This window comes from Rhizobium sp. WYCCWR 11146 (assembly GCF_013591995.1).
Lineage (GTDB): Bacteria > Pseudomonadota > Alphaproteobacteria > Rhizobiales > Rhizobiaceae > Rhizobium > Rhizobium indicum.
On the sequence record NZ_JACCEY010000011.1, the window covers coordinates 272,945 to 299,424 of the forward strand.

The 26,480-nt window shown below is 61.3% G+C and carries 23 protein-coding genes; 18 read left to right on the plus strand and 5 right to left on the minus strand.

Going from position 1 to position 26,480, the window contains the following annotated elements:
• Positions 1-10 precede the first annotated feature (10 nt).
• Complete coding sequence (locus tag HX899_RS07815; protein ID WP_181292102.1) at positions 11-2,092, minus strand: hydantoinase/oxoprolinase family protein; 2,082 nt, start codon at positions 2,090-2,092, stop codon at positions 11-13.
• A 307-nt stretch (positions 2,093-2,399) separates the two neighbouring features.
• Here HX899_RS07815 and HX899_RS07820 point away from each other — a divergent pair, with 307 nt between their 5' ends.
• From HX899_RS07820 to HX899_RS07840, 5 genes are all read left to right on the plus strand, one after another.
• Positions 2,400-3,515, plus strand: coding sequence for an ABC transporter substrate-binding protein (locus tag HX899_RS07820; protein ID WP_181292104.1), 1,116 nt, complete (start codon positions 2,400-2,402; stop codon positions 3,513-3,515).
• Positions 3,516-3,694: 179 nt separating this feature from the next.
• On the plus strand, positions 3,695-4,612 hold the full coding sequence (locus HX899_RS07825; protein WP_181292106.1) for an ABC transporter permease subunit: 918 nt from the start codon (positions 3,695-3,697) through the stop codon (positions 4,610-4,612).
• Positions 4,613-4,627: 15 nt separating this feature from the next.
• On the plus strand, positions 4,628-5,938 hold the full coding sequence (livM, locus tag HX899_RS07830) for a high-affinity branched-chain amino acid ABC transporter permease LivM (protein WP_180196646.1): 1,311 nt from the start codon (positions 4,628-4,630) through the stop codon (positions 5,936-5,938).
• A complete protein-coding gene (locus tag HX899_RS07835; protein ID WP_138388701.1) occupies positions 5,935-6,753 on the plus strand; it encodes an ABC transporter ATP-binding protein in 819 nt (272 codons plus the stop codon). The genes livM and HX899_RS07835 overlap by 4 nt, the downstream gene beginning before the upstream one ends.
• On the plus strand, positions 6,750-7,484 hold the full coding sequence (locus HX899_RS07840; RefSeq protein WP_138388700.1) for an ABC transporter ATP-binding protein: 735 nt from the start codon (positions 6,750-6,752) through the stop codon (positions 7,482-7,484). The genes HX899_RS07835 and HX899_RS07840 overlap by 4 nt, the downstream gene beginning before the upstream one ends.
• 50 nt (positions 7,485-7,534) lie before the next feature.
• On the opposite strand, the gene HX899_RS07845 is transcribed toward HX899_RS07840, so the two are convergent.
• From HX899_RS07845 to HX899_RS07855, 3 genes are read right to left on the minus strand one after another with little or no spacing between them, the layout of a single operon-like run.
• Complete coding sequence (locus tag HX899_RS07845) at positions 7,535-7,813, minus strand: DUF6522 family protein (protein ID WP_018445068.1); 279 nt, start codon at positions 7,811-7,813, stop codon at positions 7,535-7,537.
• Positions 7,814-7,848: 35 nt separating this feature from the next.
• The gene (locus HX899_RS07850; protein WP_181292108.1) at positions 7,849-8,970 is read right to left on the minus strand and encodes an HPP family protein; all 1,122 of its coding nucleotides are present in this window, start codon (positions 8,968-8,970) and stop codon (positions 7,849-7,851) included.
• A gap of 57 nt (positions 8,971-9,027) precedes the next feature.
• Positions 9,028-9,933 carry a LysR family transcriptional regulator gene (locus HX899_RS07855; protein ID WP_181292109.1) on the minus strand — a complete coding sequence of 302 codons (906 nt, stop codon included), beginning with the start codon at positions 9,931-9,933 and terminating at the stop codon, positions 9,028-9,030.
• A gap of 268 nt (positions 9,934-10,201) precedes the next feature.
• Between HX899_RS07855 and HX899_RS07860 the strand changes: the two genes are divergently transcribed.
• Together HX899_RS07860 and HX899_RS07865 are read left to right on the plus strand one after the other, a co-directional pair.
• Complete coding sequence (locus HX899_RS07860; protein WP_138332568.1) at positions 10,202-10,513, plus strand: hypothetical protein; 312 nt, start codon at positions 10,202-10,204, stop codon at positions 10,511-10,513.
• Positions 10,514-10,806: 293 nt separating this feature from the next.
• On the plus strand, positions 10,807-11,031 hold the full coding sequence (locus HX899_RS07865; protein WP_138332566.1) for a hypothetical protein: 225 nt from the start codon (positions 10,807-10,809) through the stop codon (positions 11,029-11,031).
• 30 nt (positions 11,032-11,061) lie between these two features.
• Here HX899_RS07865 and HX899_RS07870 read toward each other — a convergent pair whose 3' ends face one another.
• Positions 11,062-11,964 (minus strand): GNAT family N-acetyltransferase, encoded by a 903-nt coding sequence (locus HX899_RS07870; protein ID WP_171600525.1) that lies wholly within the window; start codon positions 11,962-11,964, stop codon positions 11,062-11,064.
• A 334-nt stretch (positions 11,965-12,298) separates the two neighbouring features.
• On the opposite strand from HX899_RS07870, the gene argE reads away from it, so the two are divergent.
• From argE to HX899_RS07925, 11 genes are all read left to right on the plus strand, one after another.
• The gene (gene argE / locus HX899_RS07875; RefSeq protein WP_181292111.1) at positions 12,299-13,420 is read left to right on the plus strand and encodes an acetylornithine deacetylase; all 1,122 of its coding nucleotides are present in this window, start codon (positions 12,299-12,301) and stop codon (positions 13,418-13,420) included.
• A 26-nt stretch (positions 13,421-13,446) separates the two neighbouring features.
• Positions 13,447-14,370 (plus strand): glyoxylate/hydroxypyruvate reductase A, encoded by a 924-nt coding sequence (locus tag HX899_RS07880; RefSeq protein ID WP_181292113.1) that lies wholly within the window; start codon positions 13,447-13,449, stop codon positions 14,368-14,370.
• Between the two features lie 25 nt (positions 14,371-14,395).
• A complete protein-coding gene (locus HX899_RS07885) occupies positions 14,396-14,749 on the plus strand; it encodes a cupin domain-containing protein (protein WP_130705033.1) in 354 nt (117 codons plus the stop codon).
• 128 nt (positions 14,750-14,877) lie between these two features.
• Positions 14,878-16,341, plus strand: coding sequence for an aldehyde dehydrogenase (locus HX899_RS07890; protein ID WP_181292115.1), 1,464 nt, complete (start codon positions 14,878-14,880; stop codon positions 16,339-16,341).
• Positions 16,342-16,350: 9 nt separating this feature from the next.
• Positions 16,351-17,394 carry a tartrate dehydrogenase gene (locus tag HX899_RS07895; protein ID WP_181292117.1) on the plus strand — a complete coding sequence of 348 codons (1,044 nt, stop codon included), beginning with the start codon at positions 16,351-16,353 and terminating at the stop codon, positions 17,392-17,394.
• A 15-nt stretch (positions 17,395-17,409) separates the two neighbouring features.
• Positions 17,410-18,867 (plus strand): NAD-dependent succinate-semialdehyde dehydrogenase, encoded by a 1,458-nt coding sequence (locus HX899_RS07900; RefSeq protein ID WP_181292119.1) that lies wholly within the window; start codon positions 17,410-17,412, stop codon positions 18,865-18,867.
• Positions 18,868-19,093: 226 nt separating this feature from the next.
• On the plus strand, positions 19,094-21,049 hold the full coding sequence (locus HX899_RS07905) for an SARP family transcriptional regulator (protein WP_181292121.1): 1,956 nt from the start codon (positions 19,094-19,096) through the stop codon (positions 21,047-21,049).
• 41 nt (positions 21,050-21,090) lie between these two features.
• Entirely contained in the window at positions 21,091-22,122 is a 1,032-nt protein-coding gene (locus HX899_RS07910; RefSeq protein WP_181292122.1) for a phosphatase PAP2 family protein, read from the plus strand.
• Between the two features lie 33 nt (positions 22,123-22,155).
• Positions 22,156-23,850: a S8 family serine peptidase gene (locus tag HX899_RS07915; RefSeq protein WP_181292124.1), complete on the plus strand. Its 1,695-nt coding sequence runs from the start codon at positions 22,156-22,158 to the stop codon at positions 23,848-23,850.
• A 207-nt stretch (positions 23,851-24,057) separates the two neighbouring features.
• Complete coding sequence (locus HX899_RS07920; RefSeq protein WP_348647908.1) at positions 24,058-25,539, plus strand: aKG-HExxH-type peptide beta-hydroxylase; 1,482 nt, start codon at positions 24,058-24,060, stop codon at positions 25,537-25,539.
• Positions 25,536-26,480, plus strand: coding sequence for a ThiF family adenylyltransferase (locus HX899_RS07925; protein ID WP_181292128.1), 945 nt, complete (start codon positions 25,536-25,538; stop codon positions 26,478-26,480). Before HX899_RS07920 ends, HX899_RS07925 begins: the two co-directional genes overlap by 4 nt.

The window sequence follows — 26,480 nt, forward strand, 5'->3', positions numbered from 1 at the left end:
GTGACTATCCTCAGATCCGGGTTGCGAGAAGGCTGCCGTCGCGCTGAACGATGGCCTTGAAGAAAGAGGTGAGAACGGCTGAGGTCTCACGCTCGACGATGACCGCAGGACCCTTGATCACGTCGCCGGGCTTCAAACCGGTACGCTCGTGAATGCCGGCTTCGAGATAGGCGCCTTGCGAAGCCTCGAACAGGCGGCGGGTCTTGCCCGGCTGCACGACATTGCCTTCGGCGATGGAGGCGATGCGCTCGACCGGCGGCAGCGGCGAACTCGCCTTGACCGACCAGCTGACAATCTCGATATCGAGACCCTCGATGGCGCGGCCGAAGAAGCGCTCATATTCCCTTTCGAACAAGGCCGCGATCGTCTCAGCACTCGCGGCGTCGAAATTGTCGTCGGCAAGCGGGACCGGAATATCCCAGCCCTGCCCGGCATAGCGCATGAAGAGCGTGCGTTCGATCACCGGGGAGCCTGCGTCGAGCCCGCCTTCGACGAAGCCAAGCGCTTCGGCCTTCATCGCTTCCAGGAGGCGGTTGGCCTCCGCATATTCGAAATTCGACAGCTTGAAGACGGCGCTGCGGACGGACTCATAGCCGAATGGCGCCTTGAGGAAACCGATCGCGGAACCGACGCCGGCACCCGGCGGAACGAGGAAGGTCGAGATTCCCATCTTTTCACAGAGCCGTGCGGCATGCAGCGGTCCCGCGCCACCGAAGGTGATCATGGTGAAATCGGAAATATTCTTGCCGTTCTCGACGGTGTGAACGCGGCCGGCATTGGCCATGTTCTCGTCGACCATTTCGCACGTGCCGTAAGCGGAAGCCTCCGGGTCGAGGCCGATGACCGAACCGATATCGTCGCTCATCGCCTGGCGGCTCGCCTCGACGGAAAGCGGGATCGCGCCGCCGGCGAAATTGGCGGGATCGAGCTTGCCGAGGATCAGGTCCGCATCGGTGACGGTGGGGTTCTTGCCGCCGCGCTGATAACATGCCGGGCCCGGCTCGGAGGCTGCCGAATGCGGCCCTACGCGGATCTGACGCATTGCGTCGACCGAAGCGATCGAACCACCGCCCGCGCCGATTTCGACCATCTCGACAACAGGGATGGAAATCGGCATGCCGGATCCCTTGCGGAATCGATAGGTGCGCGCGACCTCGAACGTCTTGGCCGTCATCGGCACCTGGTTTTCGATCAGGCAGATCTTGGCGGTGGTTCCGCCCATGTCGAAGGAGAGAACCGTGTCGAGACCGTATTGGCGGGCGATGTCGGCCGCGAAGATCGCGCCGCCGGCCGGACCGGATTCGACCAGGCGCACCGGAAACTCGGAGGCGCTCTCGACCGACACGATCCCACCGCCGGAGTGGATCATGAAAACCGGGCAGCCGACTCCGATATCCTTCAGCGACACGACGAGACGGTCGAGATAGGATTTGATCGCCGGCTTGACGTAGGCATTGGCGCAGACCGTATTGAAGCGCTCGAATTCGCGCATCTGCGGAGAAACCTCCGACGAGATCGAAACGGAGAGGCCAGGAAGGCGCTTCAGGATCGCGTCGCGGACGGCGACTTCGTGCGCGCCGTTGGCATAGGCATGGATGAAGCCGATTGCGACACTCCCATAACCGCCTGCCACGACCTTCTCGACGACGGCTGCGACCGAAGCCTCGTCGAGATCAAGCAGAACCTTGCCCGCCGCATCGATACGCTCACGCACGACGAAGCGGTCGGCGCGCGCGATGAGAGCCGGCGGCAGGGAAATATTGAGATCATATTGCTCGAAACGGTTCTCGGTGCGCATTTCAAGCACGTCGCGAAAACCTTCCGTCGTCACGAAGGCGGTCTTGGCGCCGCGCCGCTCGATGAGCGCGTTGGTGGCAAGCGTCGTGCCATGGATGAGGATGCCGATCTCTGAAAGAGCGATGCCCGCCATGTCTGCGACGGTCTTCACACCCTTCAGGATTGCCCGCTCCGGCGCCGTATAGTCCGTCAGGATCTTCGTCGAGTGAAGCGTCCCATCGAGGTCGAGAGCGATATCCGTAAAGGTGCCGCCGATATCGACGCCCACCCGGCAGTTTCGTGGCGTGCTGCTCACCGTCTTGTTCCCCGCTTTCTTAACCTTTGAGACCGCGCTTGCGCGATCATCGATCCTGCCATTCTTCACTGTTGCAAGCGATGTCGCAACATTTCCGCTTGACGATCTTCGTATATGTCACTTATCATATAAGTGTCAATTAAGAAAAGGATCGAAAATCTCGAAACCCGCTCTTCTTAGTGTTTTCAACGAGAACGAATTACACAGCAAAAATAATAGCTTCGCCGAACGACGAAGCATGAACGCGGACTTAAACCGCGTCGAGAATGACTAAAAATCGAATGGCTTCAACCAGAGGGAAAAACACATGAAATCCATCTCGACACTTCTTAGCGCCACCGCCGTCGCCTCCGCCTTGCTGTTTTCCAACGCTTTGGCGGCCGACACGATCAAGATCGGCGTCGCCGGCCCCTATACCGGCGCCAATGCGACCTTCGGCGAGCAGGTGTTCAGCGGCGTGTCCGCCTACGTCACCGACGTCAATGCGTCGGGCGGCATCAATGGCAAGAAGATTGAACTGGTGAAGGGGGACGACGCCTGCGAACCGAAGCAAGCCGTTTCCGTCGCCAATCGTTTCGTCGACCAGGACAAGGTCCAGGCCGTGATCGGGCATTTCTGCTCGTCCAACACGATTCCCGCTTCCGAAATCTACAATGATGCCGGCATCCTCGAAATGACGCCGTCCTCGACCAATCCGACCGTCACCGATCGCGGTTTCGACAATCTGTTCCGTGGCTGCGGCCGTGACGACCAGCAGGCCGTCGTTGCCGGCAGCTTCATTCTGGATACGCTGAAGCGGGACAAGATCGCGCTCATTCACGACAAGGACACCTATGGCCAAGGCCTGGTGGACGCCGTCAAGAAGACGATCGAAGCGCGCGGAATCAAGCCTGTGATGTACGAGGGCCTGACCCGCGGCGAACGCGACTTCAACGCGCTCGTCACCAAGATCAAGAGCTCCGGCGCCAACGCCGTTTACTTCGGCGGCCTCATCCCCGAAGGCGGTCCGCTGATCCGCCAGCTGAAGGAGCAGGGTGTCGACGTGGTCGTCGTCAGCGGCGACGCCTTCGCCCAGACGGAACTCATCGCGGCAGCCGGCGGCGCGCAAAACCTGAAGAACGTCTATTATTCGGCAACGCCCGATCCGCTGGCCGATCCCTCGACGCAGGGCGTCCAGAACTCGCTGAAGAAAGCCAACATCACGCCGGCCAACTACGTGCTCTATGGCTATGCCAATGCGCAGGCCGTCATTGCCGCGCTGAAGGCCGGCGACGAGTTGAAGGCCCAGGCCGACTATCTTCGCAACAACACCGTCGATTCCGCCATCGGCAAGATCACCTGGGACGCCAAGGGCGACATCAAGGACTTCAAGTTCGTCTTCTACAACTTCGACGACAAGGGAACCCCTGTCTTGGTGAAGTAAGGCATTTTGCCCGAGCCGGCCGGACCTGAAGCTTGTCACGGAAAACTGTGCAGCGGTTTTGCGGTAACGACATGCGGAAAACTAAGGACCTAAAGCGCGACCAGAGACTCTGAAAGATCGCGACGCGCTTTAGGTTCGGCCGGCTTATCCATCCCCGAAAACCATAAGAGGGGTTCACCATGGACTTTTACATCCTGGTTCAACAATTGTTCAATGGCATCACGCTGGGGACGATCTACGGCCTGATCGCGGTTGGATACACCATGGTCTACGGCGTCATCCGGATGATCAACTTCGCCCATGGCGACGTCTATATGGTATCGGCCTATATCGCCGCCATCACGCTTGCCGCTCTCGGTTATTTCGGTGTTCAGTCGGTTCCCTTCGCCCTGATATCAGTGCTGGTGATCAGCTGCGCGATCACCGCCGTCTATGGCTGGGTGATCGAGCGCGTCGCCTATCGTCCGCTTCGCGGCTCGACCAAGCTTGCTCCGCTGATATCGGCCATCGGCATCTCGCTGATGCTGCAGAGCTACGTCCAGATCGCCCAGGGCGCACGCGACCAGGGTGTGCCGACGCTCATCCAGGGGGCGTTTCGCATCGGAAACGATACCCACTTCGCGCAGATCACCTACATGCAGACGGTGATCCTGTTCGCGTCGCTGATCGCCATGGGCGTGCTGACCTATGTGATCAACTACACCAGGATCGGCCGCGAATGCCGCGCCACCCAGCAGAATATCCGGATCTCCGCGATACTCGGGGTCAATACCGACCGGATCATTTCGGCGGTGTTCGTCATGGGCGCGGCCACTGCCGCCGTCGGCGGCACGCTCGTTACCTTCAACTACGGCTCCTTCAACTTTTTCATCGGCTTTGTCATGGGCATCAAGGCCTTCACGGCCGCGGTTCTCGGCGGGATCGGCTCGCTGCCCGGCGCCGTACTCGGCGGCATCGTCCTCGGCCTGACCGAGGCTCTGTTCGCCGGCTATGTCAGCACCGACTACAAGGACGTCTTCGCCTTCGCATTGCTCATCACTCTCCTGTTTTTCCGACCGTATGGCCTGCTTGGCCGGGCGGAAATCCAAAAAGTCTGAAGAGGCGCACGAACCATGGAATCCAACCGCCTTCGCGCACTCTTCAAGCAAGCACTCCTCACTTTTACGGTCTCCCTCATCCTGTTCGGCCCGATCTCGGGGCTGGTGCTCGACGGATTTTCGTTCACGAACGAATTGATGCGCGCGGTGTTGTTGGCGGCCGTCGTCACGGCAGGCCGATCGGCACTCTCGCTGTTCCAGATGAGCAGCCTCGGCCGAAAGCTCACCCGGGGCATGGCAGGCAACGGCGCCGGTGTGACCGTCATGACCGGCAAGGAACGGTCGCCGATGCTGGTCCTTGCCCTGTTGTTTTTCGCCGGGTTGAGCCTGCCGTTCTTTGCCGACAAATACTTCCTGGGCATTGCGATCCTCGCCTTGATATATTGCCTGCTCGGCCTGGGGCTCAACATCGTCGTCGGGCTTGCGGGTCTGCTGGACCTTGGCTACGTCGCCTTCTACGCCGTCGGAGCCTATCTCCTGGCGCTCGGGTCGCAATATCTCGGCATCGGGTTCTGGGGCGCTCTGGTCCTTGCGCCTTTTCTGGCCGGTCTCTTCGGCATGATCCTCGCCTTCCCCGTTCTCAAGATGCATGGCGACTATCTTGCCATCGTCACGCTCGGATTCGGCGAAATCATTCGTCTGGTGCTGAACAACTGGCTGGAATTCACCGGCGGCCCCAACGGCGCTCCGGTTCCGGCACCCACCTTCCTCGGCCTCGAATTCACCCGTACGGCCAAACAGGGCGGCGTTCCCATTCATGAATATCTGGGCATCCCCTACAGTGCGGACTACCGGTTCTGGTTCCTCTATTTCGTGCTGTTTCTCATCGTCTGCTTCGTCATCTACGCCGTGGAGCGGCTGCGCGTCATCCCTCTTGGCCGCATGTGGGAAGCGCTGCGGGAAGACGAGATCGCCTGCCGTTCGCTCGGCGTCAATCACGTCTTCACAAAGCTCACGGCCTTCATGCTCGGCGCCTCCACGGGCGGCCTCGCCGGCGTCTTCTTCGCCGCGCAACAGGGCTTCGTGAACCCGACCTCCTTCACCTTCTTCGAATCCGCGCTGATCCTCGCCATCGTCGTGCTCGGTGGCCTCGGATCGACGGCAGGCGTCATCTCGGCAGCTCTCGTTCTCACCATTCTTCCGGAACTTCTGCGTGAGTTCGCCGAATACCGCGTTCTGGTCTTCGGCATCCTGATGGTGGTGATGATGATCTGGAAACCGCGCGGCCTGGTCCGCATCAAGCGTCCGGCATTCTTTCCGAGCTCGATGAAAGAAGGCATCGGCACCGAACTGTCCTTTGAGGGCAAGGCGGAGGCGGGGCGATGAACGAACCCATCCTCGAAGTGCAGAATGTCACCATGCGTTTCGGCGGCATCGTCGCCAACCGGGACGTCAGCTTCTCCGTCGAACGCGGTGATGTCACCGCCCTGATCGGCCCCAACGGCGCCGGCAAGACGACGATGTTCAACTGCATCACCGGATTCTACCGCTCCAGCGAAGGCCGTATCATGCTGAACGGACGCGATGGTCCGACGGATATCGGCCAATTGGTGACGAAACCGATGACCGGCGGCTCGCACCTCGTGACGCGCGCCGGGATTGCCAGGACGTTCCAGAACATCCGCCTGTTCAAGGAAATGTCGGTCATCGAGAACCTTCTGGTCGCCCAGCATCTGGCCACCCGCAACAATATTCTCAGCGGCGTTTTCCGAACCGGGGCGTTTCGCAAGGCCGAGGCAGACGCCGTCGACCGCGCCTATCACTGGCTTGGACAGATGAAGCTTGCCGACGACGCCAACCGTCTTGCCGGCGAACTGCCCTACGGCCGGCAGCGCCGCGTCGAGATTGCCCGCGCCATGTGCACGGGTCCAAGCCTCATATGCCTCGACGAACCGGCCGCGGGCCTCAACCCCTCCGAAACGCTCGATCTGGCGGAGGTCATCCAACGGCTCTGTACCGATCACAAGCAGACGGTTCTCGTCATCGAGCACGACATGGGTCTCGTCATGCGCATTTCGAACCACATCGTCGTGCTCGATCATGGCGAGGTGATCTCCGACGGCACGCCTGAGTATGTCGCCAACGACCCGGCCGTCGTCGCCGCTTATCTCGGGGTCAGCGAAGAAGAGGTACCAGCATGAGCCAGTCGTCCGACACGCAGGTACCGCTTCTCGAATTCGCCGGCGTTCACGCCCATTACGGCCCGGTAGAAGCGCTGAAGGCGGTAAACGTCCATATCTCAGCCGGTGAGATCGTCAGCCTGATCGGCGCAAACGGCGCCGGCAAGACCACGCTGCTTTCCTCCATCTTCGGCGCGCCGCGCGCCTCATCCGGCAAGATACTGCATCGCGGCGAAGATATCTCCCAGATGCCGACCAGCAGGATTTCCCGGCGCGGCATCGCGCTCGTTCCGGAAGGTCGTCAGATCTTTCAGGAGATGTCCGTCGAAGAGAATATGATGATGGGCACGACGCCAATCGGCATGGCCCGCTTCGAAGAAGACCGGAACACCATGTTCGAGCTCTTCCCGCGCCTCAAGGAGCGCCGAAATCAGACCGCCGGCACCATGTCGGGCGGCGAACAGCAGATGCTCGCCATCGCCCGCGCCATGATGGCGCGGCCCGAGCTGATCCTGTTCGATGAACCGTCGCTCGGCTTGGCGCCGCTGATCGTCAAGCGCGTTTTCGAAGTTTTGCGGGAGATCGCTGCGATGGGCAAAACGATATTTCTCGTCGAGCAGAACGCCAACCATGCACTGAAGCTGTCGCAGCGGGCCTATGTCATGGTCAACGGCCGCATCCACCTTTCAGGCGACAGCGCCGCCCTGCTCGATAACCAAGAGGTCCGCAAAGCCTATCTCGGACTGCACTGAACAAGGGGCTTCCAGCCGGCATGGCCAATCTGCCGACAGCTGGCGTCGATTTAGCGCGGATGCCGTCCGGAGGATTTACCCCGAAGAACGGTCATCTGTTCCTGCTGCACTTCATTTTCATCGTTCAGAACGGCTTGCCAAAGCCTGTTGCCGAGCCGAAGCGACACGCGTTTTGTCCCCTCATGTTCGGCAGTCCCGATTTCCACGGAACTGACGACGGAACCATGGCGCATGTGGCGGCGAAGATCGGCCAGCGACAATCCGAACCGTTTCGCCAGCTCCGATGATTCCAGGATAAAATCGCCATTTGAATCGCGCTCAATCAGCACCGATTTTTTCTCCAGCTAAGTTCCACGCTCACGGCTCAGGCCACCGCCGGAATCGCATTGTCCTCCTTTGGCAGCAGCCGCGCTACTGCGCTCAGCAGATCCGTCTGAGATATCAGGCCAAGGATGCGGTAATCGTCGTCGACGATGATGACGGCATGCGTGCGCCCGTCTGTCAGGACGGGCAACAGCGACAGAGCAGGATCCGAAGGTCTCGCCACTGCTGGCCTCGAGATCGCATGCCCGATGGTCTCGGTGCTCATCGACAACTCCCGCAAGCCGATAGCGCCGACGAGACGGCCCTCCGGGTCCTTCACCGGCAGCGTACGGATATTGTGCTTCAAAAGAAGATGCCGTGCGGCATCCGGTTCCGAAGCTTCGCCAATGGCGATCACGTCGCGCGACATGATATCGGCACAGCTGATCTTGCCGTTTGAGCGGATGGCCGCTTGCAGCTCGACCTGCTGCAGCAGCCGGCTAAGGTCTGCCCGGTCGATATCGAAGGTTTCGTCGAGCGCCTCAAGGGCCGCATCGACATCCTCCTCGCGAAAACCCACCCGCACGGCTGATGGCAGGTCGATCGTCTGATGGGTGTTCTCTGCCGGTTTCGGAACGACGTGCGGATAATTCCGCTTGGAAAGCTTGTGGAACAGCAGGCCAAGGCCGACGAGAATGCAGGAGTTCAAAGCGACGGGCACGAAGGGAAAAAGGAATCCCCAGCCGGCAACGACAGGGCCGCCGAGAACGGCGGTCAGTGCGGCGGCTCCTCCGGGTGGATGAAGGCAGCGCGTGAAGGACATCGCGCCGATGGCAAGCGAAACGCCGACGCCGGTCGCGATGATCGGATCGCGGATGAAATAGGCAGCAATAATCCCCATCAGGGCGGAAATGGTATTGCCGCCGATGATCGACCAAGGCTGTGCAAGCGGGCTTGCCGGCACCGCAAAAAGCAGCACCGCGGACGCGCCCATCGGCGCGACGATCAGCGGAAGATGTGGCCCCTGCCCGAACATATAGCCGCTGATGACGCCGGTGAGACCGATGGCCAGCAAAGCGCCGAGACATGCAATCAATCGCTCTCGTAAGGTCGCACCGGCCAATATAGGTGAGAACAAGCGGAAGCGGCTCGGTCCCACTTTCGGGGAAACGGGATACTGCATGACAAGACCAATTTTAAGCGAGGATTATCTAGCGGACCAAAGAGGAAGACGTGCGGACTAGTTTGTCGCCAGCCTGACATCTCTGCCTTTTGTCGCGCTGAGGACTTCGTGGAATGCGTTGAAGGCGCTGGGGCGATCATTCTTGCGATAGACGAGCAGCGTCTCGACGGGGCCTAGCTGGTGGGTCTGGACATGCGTCGGCCAGTGCATGAGGTCAAGGACGGATCGCGGCATGACACCCGCCGTGTTGCCGGTCGCAACGCTCGCCAGGATCGCGTGGTAGGAGCCGAGTTCGCTCGTCGGCAGGGCGCTCGATTTGCGCGCCCAGTTTTCGGCGATCCGGCGATAGGTGCAACCGGGCTCCAAAGCGGCGAGCGACCCGACACGCAGGTCGGCGGCGGATTTGATGGAGGGATGCCCGGACGGCAACACGATCAACAGGTCCTCGACAAAGACCGGCTCGATCTCGAGCGCCTTGAGTTCGGCATCGAAGCTCGAGTCTTCCTCGCGCATCGTCTTCGGCAGGCGGGCAATCAGCGCACAATCCAGCGCATCAGAGAGAACGTCGCGGGTCAGATCGCGAGACGCCCCCATCGTCAGATGAAGCGACACCTCCGGCCACATCTGATTGAATTGCGTCAGCGCCGCCGGCAGCCTGCTTGCCGCCGTGCTCTCCATGGTGCCGACCCGCAATGTCCCCGATGGGGCGAGAGGCCGCACGGCCTGGCGCGCTTCGAGCGCAAGCGCCATAAGCCGGTTGGCATAGGCGAGAAACGTCTCGCCCTCGCGTGTCAACGTCATCTTCTTGCCGTCACGGCTGAAGAGGGAAACCCCGAGGTCCTCTTCCAACTGCTGGATGCGCGTCGTCACATTCGACGGTACCCGCCCTACAGCCTTGGCAGCCTTCGTCACGCTGCGGTCGCTGGCGACAGCGAGGAATATCTCGATCGATGAAAGGTCCAATGAAAAGATCTCGTTTCCGGAATTAAGACGACAGATAATTCTCTATATAAAAATCATTGCGCAGGCTCAAGCCGATTTCGGCATTGGGCGAAAAAACGCCATCCGCGGACCGAACAGGCAAGCGATTGCCGAAAAAAGGATCGCGACGCCGAGGAAATAGCCATGCAGGCGGCGGCATTGCCTCTGTCGGATGAGGATTTGCGGGTTTGAGGCTGGCATGCGGTTTGCATCCGCAAGGCCATCTGCAGATCGATCGGCGACGACCTTAATGTTGCAACTTGTCTTGACCTGTCTTCTTCTGAGCGTCGCTTCAGGGTTGAGCATGCGCCGTTTTCTCCTGCCGTATTTCCCAGGCGGCGATCTCGCTGAGAAATCCGCCCCTGTGACGATCGTCGCAAGCGCCGTCTTTCTGGCGGCAATCGCTTTCACCGTCTCCGATCAGGAGCTTTGGGCAAAATCCATCATCCTGATGCTCGGCCTTTCGCTGGCGGCGATGTTCGACGATGCGAGACCCAGGCTGACGATCGCCCTCTCCGCCGTCAGTTTGGCGGCCTATCTCGGGCTGCGTTCGATTAGCTAAGCCATCCAACCATCACGCAAACAGATCAGTGGTGATTGAACACCGCAGCTCATCGCCCGGTGTCGAAGCCCAATCGAGGCGTTGCATCTACCGACGAAATTATTCGTCAACAGAGCCACATCTTACAACCTGAAACATCCACCGACCGCCGACAAGAAAGACTTCGCGCAATACGGGAAAATGATCTCCATTGAAGAATATTCTCTCGCTGTTATTCTCCACAACAGAACATTTGCCGAGGCACGTCGGGACCGCAACGGCTCCCGTGCCGCACGGATGTTCGAGTTGCGCCGATGATGAGGAGGCGAGTGGCGATCATGGACAGCGACCCGGCAGGAAAAATCTGGTCGGAATGGTACGCGTGGCATCCTGTCTTGCCGACGGATGACACAGTGTTCTGGCTCGAGACCGTATACCGCAAGGAAAGCCCGGAGGGTTTCTGGCAATACCGCTCGTTCCGGCCCGAATTCGAACGTCAGCAGGCTCTGACCTGCATACCCATCTGTCCCGGCGCCTAAAACCCGACAACGATCGTCAGTAGGCTTGTGTCAACCGAGTGCTTGGCTGACGAGCGCATAGGTCTTCGGCTCGGGCGCCATCGCGCGTCCGGCAACCGGAAGCCAAGGGCCACCGAGCGACATGGTCGTCACGATATCGTAGACAGGAAGACCGCAGCGGGAGAGGAAATCGGAAAAGGTCCCGCCCTGCTCGCGTGTGTCGAGGCGCAGGAACGCCCCTGCATGCTCGGCCGCATGCGGGCGGACGACGGCGATCGCGTCTGCGTCACTGCGCGCCACAACCGGACCGATGACATGGCCACGCCCGAACCGCCGGCAAAGCGAGAATGCCTCGATCCGGCCGGCGCGGCTCAACACGATGCCCTTGGAATTTGCCAGGAGCCGGGCCAGGAGCAGTTTGCGATCCGTGCCGAAGGCCACGCAATCCAATTCGGCGATCGCTTCCAGATCGCCAGCCTCGACGGCCCGTATCACGGCGCCGGACGGCGGCGCCACATCCGGCGGCAATATCGCTTCGCCATGGCATTGAAAGACGAGCGCCTCCCGAACAAAATTCAGGGACCGATAAAGACGGCGCGCTGCGCGCGTCGCATTCAGCCCGAGGTTCCGCCCGGCGACCTGATTCAGCGCATGGCCCATCAACCATTGACCGGCGCCGTTGGTTTGAAGACGCGGCGAGGTGATGACCATACCGACCGTGGCAAATTGCGCGTCATAGGGAAACCACATGGCAGAGCCCAGGATACGGCCGATTTCATCGATCGCCACGATGCCCTGTCCGAACTCCCGCAGGAACTGCCAGTCCTCACCGCGATGCGGCCAGGCGACGGTCATCGAAAGTGCGTGCAACTGGTCAAGGGCAACGCTGTCGATCCCGGCGATATGCGTCTCGAAACTATCGACGAACCTGGATTCGGATATCAGTTCACTCACTCCCGCCCTCCTGCCGCATTTTTCTGGCCAAGTCTGCGCCCGGAAACTTCTCCGCCCAGACTAAAACAGATCGTTCGACACAATTCACTGGTGAAGCCTGCGCAAACACAACAATCGACCAAATCCCGATGCGCTTTCGGCAAGTAACGCCTGCGCCTCCCTCTAGACTCATCGACAGATCCAGCGGCCGGAGTCGCCATTCACTGTGAGAGCCCGGAAATGTCACCTCCCTCAGCCCAGTTGCAAACACCTCTAACATCCCGCTGGGCCGAATTGTCGTTTCCGTCGGCGGCATGGCCGTCTCGGCAAGCAGGGCATGCTTGTGAGGTCACCGATGCAGGCCATTGAAATTCTCGAAAGGCTCGTCGGTTTCCCCTCCGTCGTCGGCACGCCGAACGGCGAGATCGTGGCGTGGATTCGGCACTACCTGCGAAGCCACGGCGCCGTCGTCACGGAGCTTCCCGGCCCGGAGGGCGATCGCTCGAACCTCTTCGCCACAATCGGCTCAAAGGGGGAGCCGGGCTATATCCTCTCAGGCCATATGGACGTGGTCCCCGCCGCCGAAGGCGGTTGGACCAGCGACCCGTTTCGCCTGCGCGCCGAAGCGGACCGCCTCTACGGTCGCGGCGCCACGGATATGAAGGGCTTCCTGGCCGCGGTTCTCGCGGCCGTCCCCGCGCTGGCGAAAACACCGCTTCGCCGCCCCGTCCACCTTGCCTTTTCCTATGACGAGGAGGCCGGCTGCCGCGGCGTGCAGCACATGATCGCCCGCCTGCCGGAGCTCTGTGCAACTCCGCTTGGCGCGATCATCGGCGAGCCGAGCGGCATGCGGGCGATCCGCGCCCACAAGGGCAAGGCCGCCGCCCGGCTGACGGTCAGGGGCCGGTCCGGCCATTCCTCGCGCCCGGACCAGGGACTGAACGCAATCCATGCCATTACCGACGTCCTGGCTTGCGCTCGCGCCGAAGCCGAACGGCTCACGCGCGGCCCGTATGAGCCTGTCTTCGAACCGCCCTACTCCTCGCTTCAGGTCGGCACGCTGAAAGGCGGCCAGGCGGTCAACATCATTCCCGACAGCTGCGAGGCCGAGTTCGAGGCGCGGGCTATTTCCGGCGTCGATCCCGCCGCGTTGCTAGCGCCCCTTCGAACATCGGCCGAGGCGCTGTCGCAGTTCGGCTTTCAGGTTGAATGGCGCGAACTCAGCGCCTATCCGGCGCTTTCACTTGCCGCCGATGCGCCGCTTGCAACTCTGCTCGGCGAACTGACCGGCATCGAGCCGCTCGCCGCCGTCAGCTACGGCACGGAGGCCGGGCTTTTCCAGCGCGCAGGCATCGATGCGATCATCTGCGGACCGGGCGACATCGGCCGCGCCCACAAGCCGGACGAATTCATCCTCGCCGGCGAACTGCTCGCCTGCCAGGCGATGGTCGAGGCGCTTGGCCGCCGCTGCACCTGATGACATCGGATCAAGGAGCCGACGCCATGACCCTTCTCTTCAATTCCGATGCGAAGCGCGGCGCCATATTCGCCGAAGCCTTCGCGCGGGAACTGCCCGACATTGCTTTCTCCATGGATCCCAAGTCGGTCGAACCGGACGCCGTGCGCTACCTGATCACCTGGACGGTGCCGGAGGATCTCGCACGCTATCGCAATCTCGAAATCCTGTTTTCGATCGGCGCCGGCATCGACCAGCTCCGTATCGATGCAGTGCCTGCTTCGGTGAAGGTGGTGCGCATGGTCGAGGACGGCATCATCAGGATGATGCAGGAATATGTGACGCTGGCAGTCCTTGCGCTGCATCGCGGCCTGCCGGCCTATCTCGACCAGCAGCGGCGCCGGACCTGGCAGGCTATCGCTCCTAGGCAGGCCTCGGAACGCCGCATCGGCGTGCTCGGGCTCGGCATGCTTGGCAGCGCCGTGCTCGAACGTTTACAGCCCTTCGGCTTTCCGCTTTCGGGCTGGAGCCGCAACCCGCGCGAGATCGACGGCGTCCGATGCCTGAGCGGCCGGGACGGCCTCGACATTCTGCTTGCAACCACCGACATTCTCGTCTGCCTGCTGCCGCTGACGGACGAGACGCGGGGCTTCCTGAATGCCGAGCTTTTCGCCAGACTGCCGGCCGCTGCCGCACTCGTCCATGTCGGTCGCGGTCCTCAGCTCGATCATCAGGCGCTCGTCGACGCGCTCGACACCGAGCATCTCTCCGGCGCCGTCGTCGACGTCACCGATCCGGAGCCGCTGCCTCAGGACCACGCCTTCTGGAACCATCCGAAGATCCTGCTGACGCCGCACATTGCGAGCGTCACCCAGCCTGAAACCGCCGCGGCGGCCGTCATCGGCAACATCAAACGACATCAGGCGGGCGTCGATCCGATCGGTCTGGTCGATCGCAACCGTGGCTACTGAGTTCTCAACCTAGGAAAGCAAAATCATGTCCCTCCTCAAGACGATCGACACCAACCCATCCTTCGCGCCGCGCGAGTCCGGGCCCCTCCCCGAACGCCTGATCTCGGGCAATCCTGCCTTCAAGACCTGGGCGCAGGATGTCGCCCGCGGTGAGACGGTTCATAGCGGCGTCTGGGAAGCGACACCCGGCGAGACGCGCTCGATCAAGGGCGAGACGTTCGAGTTCTGCCATATCCTGTCCGGCCTGATCGAACTCACCCCGGAAGGCGGCGAACCGGTGGTCTACAAGGCCGGCGACAGCTTCGTCATGAAGCCGGGCTTCGTTGGCGTCTGGAAGACGATCGAGACGGTGCGCAAGATCTACGTCACCGTGACGTGACGTGACGCCGTAGATTTGACTGCGGCGGCGGCGAAAACGCAATTTTTCGCCGCTGCGGCATCGCCGGTCGACGCATGCTGCTCGCCTTCCCCGGTTAGGCTTGTCTCAGCCCATCCCGAGGACATGCGATGACACTCAGCTTCGATCCGAACACGATTTCCCCGCCCGTTGGACATTTCATCGGCGGCCGGCTGGTTCCGGCCGAAACCGTCATCGACATGCATCGTCCATCCGACGGCAAGTCCTATGCAGGCTGCCCGCTGGCTGACGAGGCCCTGGTCGACCAGGCCGTCGAAGCCGCCAGAGAAACACTGAAGACGAGCAATTGGGGTGGCGTGCGGCCGCGCGAGCGCACCGTGGCGCTACAGCGCTGGGCGGACCTGATCGAAGCCGAGGCGGAGACCCTCGCCAGGCTCGAAGCGCTCTCCTCGACACGTCCCATCGGCCATCTCGTCGCCGGCGACATCGCCGTCACCGCCGAACAGATCCGCTTCTTTGCCGAATTCGCCGACAAGGAAGGCGGCGACCTCGTCCCGACCGACGATGCGAACTTCGGCATGATCATGACGGAACCCTATGGCGTCGTCGGCGCCATAACCCCCTGGAATTTTCCCTTGTCCATGGCCGGCTGGAAGCTCGGTCCGGCGCTGGCGGCAGGCAATGCGGTGGTGCTGAAGCCATCGGAAATGACGCCGTTTTCGACGCTCTATCTCGCCGAACTTTCGGTGCGAGCCGGCCTGCCGGCCGGTCTCGTCAACATCGTGCTCGGCGACGGCCTGACCACGGGAAATGCGATCACCGGACATCCCGGCATCTCCAAGGTCAGCTTCACCGGTTCGACGGCGGCCGGCTCGGCGATCATGACCAATATCGCCCGCACCGGCGTCAAGCCGATGACGCTGGAACTCGGCGGCAAAAGCCCGCAACTGGTCTTCGCCGATGCCGATCTCGAGCTTGCGGCGGGCGCAATCGCCGGCAGCATTCTCTCCAACGCCGGTCAAGCCTGCGTTTGCGGCTCCCGCCTGATCGTCGAGGCGAAGGTGGCGGACGCGCTCGCAGCCGCACTCGTCGAGAGGCTGGCGGCCATCCGCCCCGGCCCCACCTGGGACGAGGCGACCGACTATTCGCCCGTCATCTCCGAACGACAGATCGCCCGCATGGACGGCATCATCCGCGCCGCGATCGACGACGGCGCCGAGTGCCTCACCGGTGGCCGCCGGCTCGACCGCGAAGGTTATTTCTACGCACCGACCCTGATTTCCGGCGTGACGGCAACGTCGCCGGCGGTTCTGGAGGAAATTTTTGGACCGGTCCTGACCATTCAGACCTTCGAGGACGAGGAGGAGGCGCTGAGCCTCGCCGACCATCCGGCCTATGGGCTTGCCGCAGGCCTCTTCACCCGCGACCTCTCACGCGCCATCCGCGTGACCCGCCGCCTGCAGGCCGGCACCGTCTGGGTCAACCGCTACGGCCGCTCACGCGACCATATCCTGCCGACCGGCGGCTACAAGCAGTCCGGCATCGGCAAGGATCTCGGCCGCGAAGCCTATCTCGCCAACCGCAAGAGCAAGAGTGTGCTCATCAGCCTGTGAGGACCTGCGATGAAAACCTACAAGATCGCCCTTCTATCCGGAGACGGGATCGGCCGCGACGTGACGGCAGCCGCCTGGGCCGTGCTCGAAAAGGCAGCTCAATCGAACGGATTTTCTCTTGATGCAACCAGCTATCCCTGGTCCTGCGACTATTATCTGGAGAACGGCAGCATGATGCCCGTCGACGGCATCGAAACGCTCAGGCCCTTCGATGCCATCCTGCTCGGCGCCGTCGGTTGGCCCAGCAAAGTGCCGGATTCGGTGTCGCTGCATGGGCTGCTGCTGCCGATCCGCAAGGCCTTCGTGCAATATGCCAATATCCGCCCGCACCGGCTGCTGCCGGGTGTGCAGGGGCCGTTAAGGGCTGATGGCTTCGACATCCTCTGCATTCGTGAAAATACCGAGGGCGAATATTCCGGCGCCGGTGGCCGCGTCCACCAGGGCACCGATAATGAGGTGGCGGTCGAGACCTCGATTTTCACCCGCAAGGGGGTTGAACGCATTCTGCGCTTCGGCTTTGAGCAAGCGCGTGCGCGCAGCGGCAAGCTTGCCTCGGTGACGAAGTCCAATGCCCAGAAATATTCGATGGTCTTCTGGGACGAGATCACCCAGAGGCTTTCAGCGGAATATCCCGATGTCGAGGTGACCAGCTACCATATCGACGCCATGGCCGCCCGCATGGTGATGGCGCCTGATAGTCTCGACGTCGTGGTCGCCTCCAACCTGTTCGGCGATATCCTGACCGACCTCGGCGCCGCCATCCAGGGCGGCCTCGGTTTTGCCGCCTCCGCCAACATCAATCCCGATCGCTCAGCGCCATCGATGTTCGAACCGGTCCACGGCTCGGCGCCCGATATCGCTGATCTCGGCATCGCCAATCCGATCGCCGCCATCTGGTCGGGCGCGATGATGCTGGAGCATTTGGGAGAAAAGGCTGCTGCCGCAAGGGTGATGGCATCAATCGAAGCAACAACGGCGCGCGGCATCGGCGCAATTCCCGGCAAGGACAAGACCGACGCGATCACGGCATCGGTGCTTTCGGCACTCGGCTGATCAATGGAGAACAGAATGAACGGATTAAGAGATAGCAGTCTGCTTCGCCAGCAGGGGCTGATCGACGGAGAATGGCGCGGGGCTGAAGCTGGGCGCACGATCGAGGTGATCGACCCGGCGACCCAGCATGTGCTGGGCACGGTGCCCGACATGAACGGAGCCGATACGAGGACGGCGATCGCCGCGGCGGAAAAGGCCTTTGGTCCATGGCGCGCAAAGACCAATGCCGAGCGCGGCGCATTGCTGGAAGCCTGGCATGATCTGATGCTCGACAATATCGAGGATCTGGCGCTGATCCTCACCCGAGAGCAGGGCAAGCCACTGACGGAAGCGCGCGGCGAAATCCGCTATGGCGCCTCGTTCATCAAATGGTTTTCCGAGGAGGCGCGCCGCATCGGCGGGACGACCATTCCCTCGCCGACGGCAGATCGGCGGATCGTCGTTCTGAAGGAGCCCGTCGGCGTGTCGGCGATCATCACGCCGTGGAATTTTCCGAATGCGATGATCACCCGCAAGGTCGGACCGGCGCTCGCCGCAGGCTGCACCGTCGTCGTCAAGCCATCGGACCTCACCCCTTATTCGGCGCTGGCGCTCGGCGTATTGGCGGAGCGCGCCGGCATCCCCAAGGGCGTGATCAATATCGTCACCGGCATGCCGGCCGGCATCGGCGACGAACTGATGGCGAACCAAACCGTCCGCAAGATCTCTTTCACCGGCTCGACCCGCGTCGGCTCGCTGCTGATGCGCGGTGCGGCCGACAGCATCAAGCGGCTCAGCCTCGAACTCGGCGGCAACGCGCCCTTCATCGTCTTCGACGATGCCGATCTCGATCTGGCCGTGGAAGGCGCGATCGCATCGAAATTCCGCAATGGCGGGCAGACTTGCGTCTGCGCCAACCGGCTTCTCGTCCAGTCCGGCGTCTATGAGGCCTTTGCCGCCAAACTTTCCGCGCGCGTATCGGCCATGAAGGTCGGGGCCGGCACGGATGCCGGCACCGATATCGGGCCGATGATCAACAAGGCGGCGATCGAGAAGATCAAGCGTCATGTCGACGATGCGGTGGAAAAGGGAGCGAGGATCCTCGCCACCGCAGATTCCGTGCCTGAAGGCAATCAATATGCGGTGCCAATGGTGCTTGGCGGTGCGACGACCGAGATGCAGCTCGCCAGCGAAGAGACGTTCGGACCCGTTGCCCCGCTTTTCCGTTTCGACAACGAGGAAGAGGCAATCCGCATCGCCAACGCCACGCCCTTCGGGCTTGCGGCCTATTTCTACACCGGGAGCCTGAAACGCTCCTGGCGTGTCGCCGAAGCGCTCGAATTCGGGATGGTCGGCCTGAACACAGGGGCGATCTCGACCGAGGTCGCACCCTTCGGCGGCGTCAAACAATCCGGTCTTGGCCGGGAGGGCGCGCAGTGCGGCATCGAGGAATATCTCGAGATGAAGAGCTTCCACATCGGCGGGCTCGCCTAACTACAGGAAAACAAAAGAGCGCCGGGACATCATCCCGGCGCTGGATGATCGGAGCGACTGTCGATGCTCCTGCTGGAGCAACTCCGACACGTCGTTTTAAGTACTCCGCAGCCTTTGGCGGATGCCTGCAGAATTACGGTACCCAAACAACATTTCTTTGACGCTGCTTTGACGGCAGGATGCTACGGCCGGTTTGCGAAGTTACGCAGAGGGATTTCAACCGGTTATGCTTCAGTTCGATCATCGTCATAGCATAGATTTACATTTCGCAATCCCGGTTTCCCTTCCCGGTTGCTTGCCAGGAGCCGAAGTTGTGGCAGACTGGCCCCTGGATGCTAGGTCTTCTGGCCGCCAAACGAGCGTATCGGAGGCAGCGGGGGCGGGGCCGGTGGATCGCATGAACAAGGGGCACTATCCGTTTCGGATGTTCCTGCTCGGGCCTTTTGCCCTTGTGGACGCCGGGGGGCGGTCGGTTGCTCCGAAATCCAAAAAGGCACAGGCTCTTCTGGCGATGCTTGCATTGTCCACCCGGGGCTCGCGCTCGAGAATCTGGCTTAGGGACAAGTTATGGAGCGATCGCTCCGACGACCAGGCGGCAGCCAGTCTACGCCAGGCGCTTTTGGACATTCATAAGAGTCTGGGACCGGCACGTGATCTCTTGATTGCGGATAAGAATACCGTTTGGCTGGATACGGACCGACTCGTGCTCGATACCGACCTGATGATTCGGACGGAGCGGTCTCCAGATCAAGTCACCGACGAATTGCTCGAAGGCATCGACATCCGCGATCCCGAATTCGAGGACTGGTTGGCGCTGGAACGGCAAAACTGGTATCGCCGCCTCGATGAAGGACAAGTCCACGACGTCTTCGAGCCGCGACAGCAACCGAGCCGCGATATCGCCAAACATTCCGCCCTGCTGCCTTTAACAGGCGCCCCGGATACGTCGAGAACAGGCAAACCCGTGGACAGCGCCAGCAGCGGCCCAGATGGGCGGCGGGGCGGCGGTGGCTGGCAATGGATGATGGCTCTTCTGTCCCCCATCGTGGTGGGTGCCGGAGAGGGCGGACAAATTGCTGCGACACGGTTCCAGAACCTCATTGCAAAAGCCATCATCGATGGGCTGGGCTTTGGCGTCACCGACCTCTCCTTCACCTTGCAGCATATTGAAGAGAACGAACAGCAGATCAGCCTTCCCATATGCCTACAGCTTCGCCTGACGTTTGATGGTGACATGGTGCTGATCGAGCTGGTGATGAAGCACCTGATCAACAACCGCATTCATTGGCTGGGCAGTCAGGCAATCAACCGCACGCAGTTCGAGCGGGGCGAGTTCGGCATCGCCGCTGCGCTGATCAGCCAGGCCGTCGATCAGCTGGCCTATTTCCAGGAGTTCCAGGCAACCGACAGCCGATTGTCGCAAGACGGTCTCCTGATCGACGCCGTCAGTGCGATCTTTCGGCTGTCGCGCGACGACCTCGATAACGCGGAACGGCGCCTGGAAGCACAGATCCAGTATCAGCCGCGATCATCGACTTTTGCCTGGCTGTCATTCATTCGGACTTTCCAGGTCGGCCAACGTTTCAACGCGCTGGACGCGCATCTGATCGAGGAAGCCCAGGCCTATGCACGCAAGGCGCTGGAACTCGATCCGCAGAATTCCGTGTCGCTCGCGCTCGTCGGCCACGTCCATTCGTTCCTGTTCGGCGAATACGACTATGCGGCCAACCTGTTCGAAAAATCGATCCGCCTGAATCCGGCCCTGCCGCTCGGTTGGGACCTCTACGCGATGCTGCACTGCTATGCAGGCCAGCCCGACAAGGCGGTGGCGATGGCGCGTTGGGTACAAGAGCTCGGCGTCTACAGCCCGCATAAATATTACTTCGATACGACCAAATGCATTGCGGCAGCGCTTGCAGGCGACCATGCCGCAGCCATAACTGCAGGCGAAGAAGCCTTGCGGGCACGGCCGAACTTCAACAGCCTGCTGCGCTATCTTGCCTCCAGTCATGCCCATTCCAACGATCTCGGCGGCGCGCGGCATTACCTGCAGCGTCTTGAGGCAGTCGAGGGCGGCTTCTCCATCAACGACTTCCGCGGCAGCGGCTATCCGCTGCTCGACACAGGCGGCGGCCAGATCTTGATCGACGGCCTGCTCAAGGCCGGCGCCAAGCTGCGCTGAGCCCCGGACAATTCTTCACATCATCGCGCAAGGAGGCTGCAATGGAAGCGGACACTGCCCACGAATCGCAATCAAAATTAGTTTTATTTCTAAACAGTTATAAATTCAGGATTGAGCCGGATACGGTCCTCCCATGCGAACCCAGGGACGATGCCGCTGCTGATCCTCTCGCCGGTGCGTCGCCGGCAGCACCTGATGCAGCCTCCGAACCTGCGCTTTTCCCCGGCACGGGTGAAGATGCATCGCCTCTGGCAGGGCCTATGATGGCGACGATGGCCGTAGCCTCGGTCCTCACGAGCGTGGCGAATAAGTCGGTGCTCAACAAGGCATCGCTGAACAAAAACAAGAACAAAAATAAGAATAAAAACAAGAACAAGAACAAGTCGACGATGGACGGCGCCAGCCTCGGCGTGTCGCAGCTTATCCCCTCCTTCGAGCTGCGCAGGCTGCACCAGCAGCCGTCACGCAACGCCTATACCGCGGCGCGGCGCTTCACCTGGGAAATGCTGGATATACTTCCGCCGCCCGGCCCGGATTATACCCGCCTCGAAACGACGGTGCTGCTCTCTATGCAGCGCCGCGACCGCGAGCGTGTGCGGCGCCTGCCCGACATCCAAATCGAGTCGACGATCTCCGTGGGGGAATTTACCCGCGCATTGCATATCGAGGATCTCGGCGGATTCGAGCAGACGGAAGGGCTTTTCCAGGCGATCCTGACGGCCTGCGAATATGTCGGACTGATCTACAAGAGCCAGTTCAACCGGCTGCGGCCAAACCAGTTTGAGCCCATGCTGCGGCCGTTGCTGGCCGTGCCGGTCCACGAGTCCTATCCCAGCAACCATTCGTTCCAGTGCTTTTCGATCGCCTTCGCGTTCTCGACGATCCTGCCGGAACATCCGGCCACCGACGAGCTTGCCCGCATCGCCCAGAACGTCGCCGAAAATCGCGAATGGGCCGGCCTGCACTATCCGAGCGACACACAGGCAGGGCGAGATCTCGCCCGACGCTTCGCTCCCTACCTCCACGACGCGTTCGGTCCTCTGTTCCAGGCCGTACACGACGAATGGGTCTGAATTCTCCAACCGCTGCTCAATAGGGTTACAACCATGACGGATCAAACAAAAATGCCTGGTCCCGCGCCGATCAACTACTACTATCTCTGGCACCTGACTGCTCTTGGCGTAGTCGACGCGGAATACGGATCGGCTCCGCCGACGCCTCCAGCGCCCGACGTGAGCGCCGCACGCGCGCTCCCCGATCCCCTCATCACCGGCACGGTCTGGGATGCCATCGTATCCGCCGGCCCGTTGCGGCCGGCACGGGTCGCGCTGATCGATGTCGGCGTATCTCCGGATCATCCCAATCTGGCAACCCGGCTTGACCGGGAGGCGTCAATCGATTTGACGACCCATCGTTACGGCGCCCGCGTGCTCGAAATTCTCGATACGACCACGTCCTTTGACCGTGAGGAAAGACATGCCTTCTTTGGCGGGCTCGACATCGCTCCGCTCGGCAATATGGGCCTTTCGAACGACGACCGGGACTATCTCGGTGATCTGGTTGCCGAATACGCCGCGTCGGAAGGGGTTCTCCGGCGGCTCTACAATCCGGAATCGCTGTTTGCGTCGCATGGTACCTGCTGCGCAGGGCTGATCGTCGGCGAACCCGCCGTTGTTGCGGAAGAAGGCACGCCAAGCCTTCCGCCGGAAGGAGCCTTCTACGGAAATGGCGACGAGCTGCGGACGAGCGGCAATCGCAATGTCATCCCCTATTTCGGCGTTGATCCTTTCTCAAGGCTCATCTCGATCAGAACCTCCTTCGAAGACGATGTCAGGCAGTTTATTGCGGCCTTCCTTTATGCCTATCTTCAGAAAGCAGACGTGATCGTCTTGCCGCGCGGTCTGCCTGACCCGAAACACAGCATCGTTGATCCGAAGAACGAGCTGAAGGCCGACCTGGAATTGTGGAAAAACCAGGATGCCGCCAATCTGTTCACGCGCATTGCCGTTGCTGATCAGGGTGGGCCTGAACTGGAGCCGAAGGCTGCGCAGAAAGGCTCCAATCCGGATCGCCCATGGCATGTCCTCAAACAGCTCATCCTCGCCATCAGCCGGCACATCCCGATCGTCTGCGCCGCAGGAAACAGTGGCGAGAGCCAGCTGATCTATCCGGCAAGTCTTGCCGCCGACAACAACGGCGTCATTGCAGTTGGAGCCGTTACCGTCGAAGGTTTCCGTTCGGGCTACAGCAATTACGGCGAAGGATTGACGGTTGTCTCCCCCTCCGACGACGGGGAAGTCTTCAACAGGCATCAGTTGCGCCTCGACCGGCTTTCTCCATTTGCCGCACAGCACGACTACAGCGTTTTTCGAACGCGGGAATACTGCTATTCGCACTTCTCGCTGCTGACGACCGACCTATCGGGGATTTTCGGCTATGATCATGGCTCCGATCCGTGGTCGGCCGTCGTGCCGTTCGGAACCAATCCCGGCATCGGGGGCGGATACTACACCACCTTCGGAGGCACATCAGGCGCGGCGGCGCAGGTGGGCGGGCTATGTGCCCTGATACAGCGGGCCTACAAAAGCCGCCACAATCTGGGTGACCGCCTCTCCGGGCCCCAAGTGAAATCGATTCTGAAGACCGCATCCCGCCTGGACGCCATTGTCGCGCCCGGAACGAGGAAATTGACGGCGGATTGCATGAACGCCGAAAACGAGGACGCCGTCGAGATGGCCTATTTCTTTGGATCGGGCCTGCCAAATGCGCGGGCGGCGGTACAGGCAGCTCTGGCCATCTGAAGCCCGGGGATGCTTTTCGAAAGATTCCAAGCCTCCTCTATCGAGGGGGCTTTTTCTTTGTTTACGCCCCTTTTTACGGATTTTTAACGCGGTACTGGCGGGCGAATGACGCCCTTGGGCAATAGTGCCTCTCAACGGACGGCGCATACCGTTCCGATACTCGACGAAGCCGGCCCGAACTCCGGCATTCTTGCCTGAGATGCAACCTTGATCCGCCCGAAGACAAACTCACGGAGGCTGCCGATGTCCGCGTCACGCATACAACAGTTGGCAGATGAGGCGCGCCTCCTGCTCAAGCGCAATCCCCTGATGGCAAGTTCCGTCTCCCTGCAGCGCGTGGCAACACGCAACCTTTTGAAGCGACGCTTCCAATATGGCCGCACGCTTGCGGCGGCTTCGAAGCTCGCCGGTTGTTCGGCTGGGGTAGAGGCACTGTCAGGTTATTTCCCCGACCTTGCAGATGGCGGATACACTCGCCTACCGGAGCTTCCGCCAGCGGTTGCCGGACCGGTCGGCGCCGACCCCTACCGTTCATCCGTACTTGCAGCCTGGATGGGTGCGCTCGCGCGCAGTCTGGAATGGCAGGCAGCCCGCCCCGATGTGCAGGTCGTCGGCCGCTATCTGCAGCCGGATCTGATCGCATCGGATCTTGAACTCGAACGTCAGACAGCGTGCCGGCTCTCTTGCGGCATCGGCCTCGTGCACATCGAAAGTCCGGCGCGAAGCCGTATCATGCAAGCCCTCCTCCGCCAATGCATGCCGGACTATCCCCGGCCCGGCTATCCGATCACCGACGATGCGGAATTGGATCGAATCGCCGACCATCTGGAGAAGGCCTTCGCATTGATCGCGGACTTGGACGAGTACGGCCATCAGCGTCTGATCGCCGGCCTGCACACGCTTTGCGTTGGCGTGCGGCGCGAACCGCAGTGCTCCTTTTCGAGTTCGAACGAATTGCCGGGCAGCGCGCTCATCGTCCTTTCCAGAGAGAGATTGCGCGCCGGCGATCATGCCGCGACAGCGGCCCAACTGCTTCATGAGGCGGGGAATATCCTGCTCGGGTTCTATACGACCTCGGCGGCGGCATCCCTGCCCGGCGAGTTCCAATATGTTTCCCCATACAAGAAGGACTTACAGACGCTCGAGAGCATCCTGCATACGGCCTACACCATTCCCTGGGAGTGCGCCTTGCGCATGGCATGCCTATCCACCGAGGCGGATCCTGAGCGCCGCTCCCGTAAAGCGGCATTCATAATCGCCTATGCCGCGCGGCAAGTGCCGCTTATCGACATCGCTCGGAAAGGTATCGAACGTCTCGGCGGCCATGTCCTCCTCGACCTCCCAGACATCGCCGCCATTCCTTCCTGGAGCAGTCGGATCCTGTTCCTCGTCAGCCAGTTGCTTGCCGAAGAACCCATTGCGCACCGGCAGGCGCATCTTGCCGAGCGCCAGCGAGTTCTCGATCGCCAAGCCTGGGATATCGGACAGATGCTGCTGCGCGGCAAGGAGCCGATCGATCCTCGGATGGGCCGGCGAGAGATCGATGACAGCGGCGACAATCTCAGCCTCTGGTACGACGGCAAATTCCACGTGATTGTGAAGACCCCCGACCATGCGATGGGCGAGGATTACGGTCACTATGCCGCGACGATCCGCGGAGTTGCGCCCAGCGAGATGGAGGCGATGTGATGGTCAACTATCGGTCCAAACGATTATCGGCGGCCGCCACCGCGTCCGTCGACTTCCCAAACCTCGTCACCCACAGCCTTGGGCGGGGCGGCCGGGGGGCTCTGTTCACCGGCAATAGTGCCGATTCTGTCGAGGAACAGAGCCCCCATGTTACCAGGTCTGCATTCGTCGTCTCGTTGAAGGCTTCCGATATGCCGGCGGAGGACGAATATGACTCCGCCGCAATCGATCACCACGACGCCATCCTGGCGCCTCTCCATCGGCAACGCGACATCGCACGGTTTGGCGATATCGACTTTGTCATCATCGGATGCGGCGACTTGGGCTCACAGATCGCCATCCAGCTTGCGGCCCTCGGCGCGCGCCATTTCCTTCTCGTGGATGCGGATCGTATCGACGAAAACGATTTGAATCATCTCCCATGGGCAAGCGAGGCTGATCTCGGCTGGCTGAAGACGGACAGGCTAGCGACCCATCTGGCCGCGGGTTTCTCGGCCTATGTCTTCGCGCTGCCGGAATTTGCGGAAGGCGCCTCGGCGCTACGGTTAATCGCAGACTACGCTAATAACCCGTTCTTCATCCTCGCCGGCGACGATTCTCATCCAACCCAAGATCTCCTGTCGGCCTGCCGAGCATTGAAAGCCGGCCTGCCGCCGCATCTACATGTCGGCCGCTCTGCAAACTATTGCATGGCAGGTCCGTTGGTCTTGGTGCATGAGGACGCATGTTCCGTCTGCCATTGCGCCACCCAAGTTGCAACCGACGGCGGCTTTCGCACCCCGCCGGCCACCGTCGACAACCCATTGGTCGCCGGCCTTGCGGTGTCGCAGATCGCCCAAAACTGCCTTTCGAAACACTCGGTCGCCCGGGGACGCCAATGGATATTGGACCTCAAAGGCGATCAAGCCGAGCTGCACTCTCTTAAAACACCCCGAATGTAA

Bases quoted from the DNA above. Each gene is read 5' to 3' on its own strand.
- HX899_RS07820 (WP_181292104.1), top strand. From the start codon at position 2,400: ATGAAATCCATCTCGACACTTCTTAGCGCCACCGCCGTCGCCTCCGCC.
- HX899_RS07825 (WP_181292106.1), top strand. From the start codon at position 3,695: ATGGACTTTTACATCCTGGTTCAACAATTGTTCAATGGCATCACGCTG.
- livM (WP_180196646.1), top strand. From the start codon at position 4,628: ATGGAATCCAACCGCCTTCGCGCACTCTTCAAGCAAGCACTCCTCACT.
- HX899_RS07835 (WP_138388701.1), top strand. From the start codon at position 5,935: ATGAACGAACCCATCCTCGAAGTGCAGAATGTCACCATGCGTTTCGGC.
- HX899_RS07840 (WP_138388700.1), top strand. From the start codon at position 6,750: ATGAGCCAGTCGTCCGACACGCAGGTACCGCTTCTCGAATTCGCCGGC.
- HX899_RS07850 (WP_181292108.1), bottom strand. From the start codon at position 8,970: ATGCAGTATCCCGTTTCCCCGAAAGTGGGACCGAGCCGCTTCCGCTTG.
- HX899_RS07860 (WP_138332568.1), top strand. From the start codon at position 10,202: ATGTTGCAACTTGTCTTGACCTGTCTTCTTCTGAGCGTCGCTTCAGGG.
- HX899_RS07865 (WP_138332566.1), top strand. From the start codon at position 10,807: ATGATGAGGAGGCGAGTGGCGATCATGGACAGCGACCCGGCAGGAAAA.
- argE (WP_181292111.1), top strand. From the start codon at position 12,299: ATGCAGGCCATTGAAATTCTCGAAAGGCTCGTCGGTTTCCCCTCCGTC.
- HX899_RS07880 (WP_181292113.1), top strand. From the start codon at position 13,447: ATGACCCTTCTCTTCAATTCCGATGCGAAGCGCGGCGCCATATTCGCC.
- HX899_RS07885 (WP_130705033.1), top strand. From the start codon at position 14,396: ATGTCCCTCCTCAAGACGATCGACACCAACCCATCCTTCGCGCCGCGC.
- HX899_RS07890 (WP_181292115.1), top strand. From the start codon at position 14,878: ATGACACTCAGCTTCGATCCGAACACGATTTCCCCGCCCGTTGGACAT.
- HX899_RS07895 (WP_181292117.1), top strand. From the start codon at position 16,351: ATGAAAACCTACAAGATCGCCCTTCTATCCGGAGACGGGATCGGCCGC.
- HX899_RS07900 (WP_181292119.1), top strand. From the start codon at position 17,410: ATGAACGGATTAAGAGATAGCAGTCTGCTTCGCCAGCAGGGGCTGATC.
- HX899_RS07905 (WP_181292121.1), top strand. From the start codon at position 19,094: ATGCTTCAGTTCGATCATCGTCATAGCATAGATTTACATTTCGCAATC.
- HX899_RS07910 (WP_181292122.1), top strand. From the start codon at position 21,091: ATGGAAGCGGACACTGCCCACGAATCGCAATCAAAATTAGTTTTATTT.
- HX899_RS07915 (WP_181292124.1), top strand. From the start codon at position 22,156: ATGACGGATCAAACAAAAATGCCTGGTCCCGCGCCGATCAACTACTAC.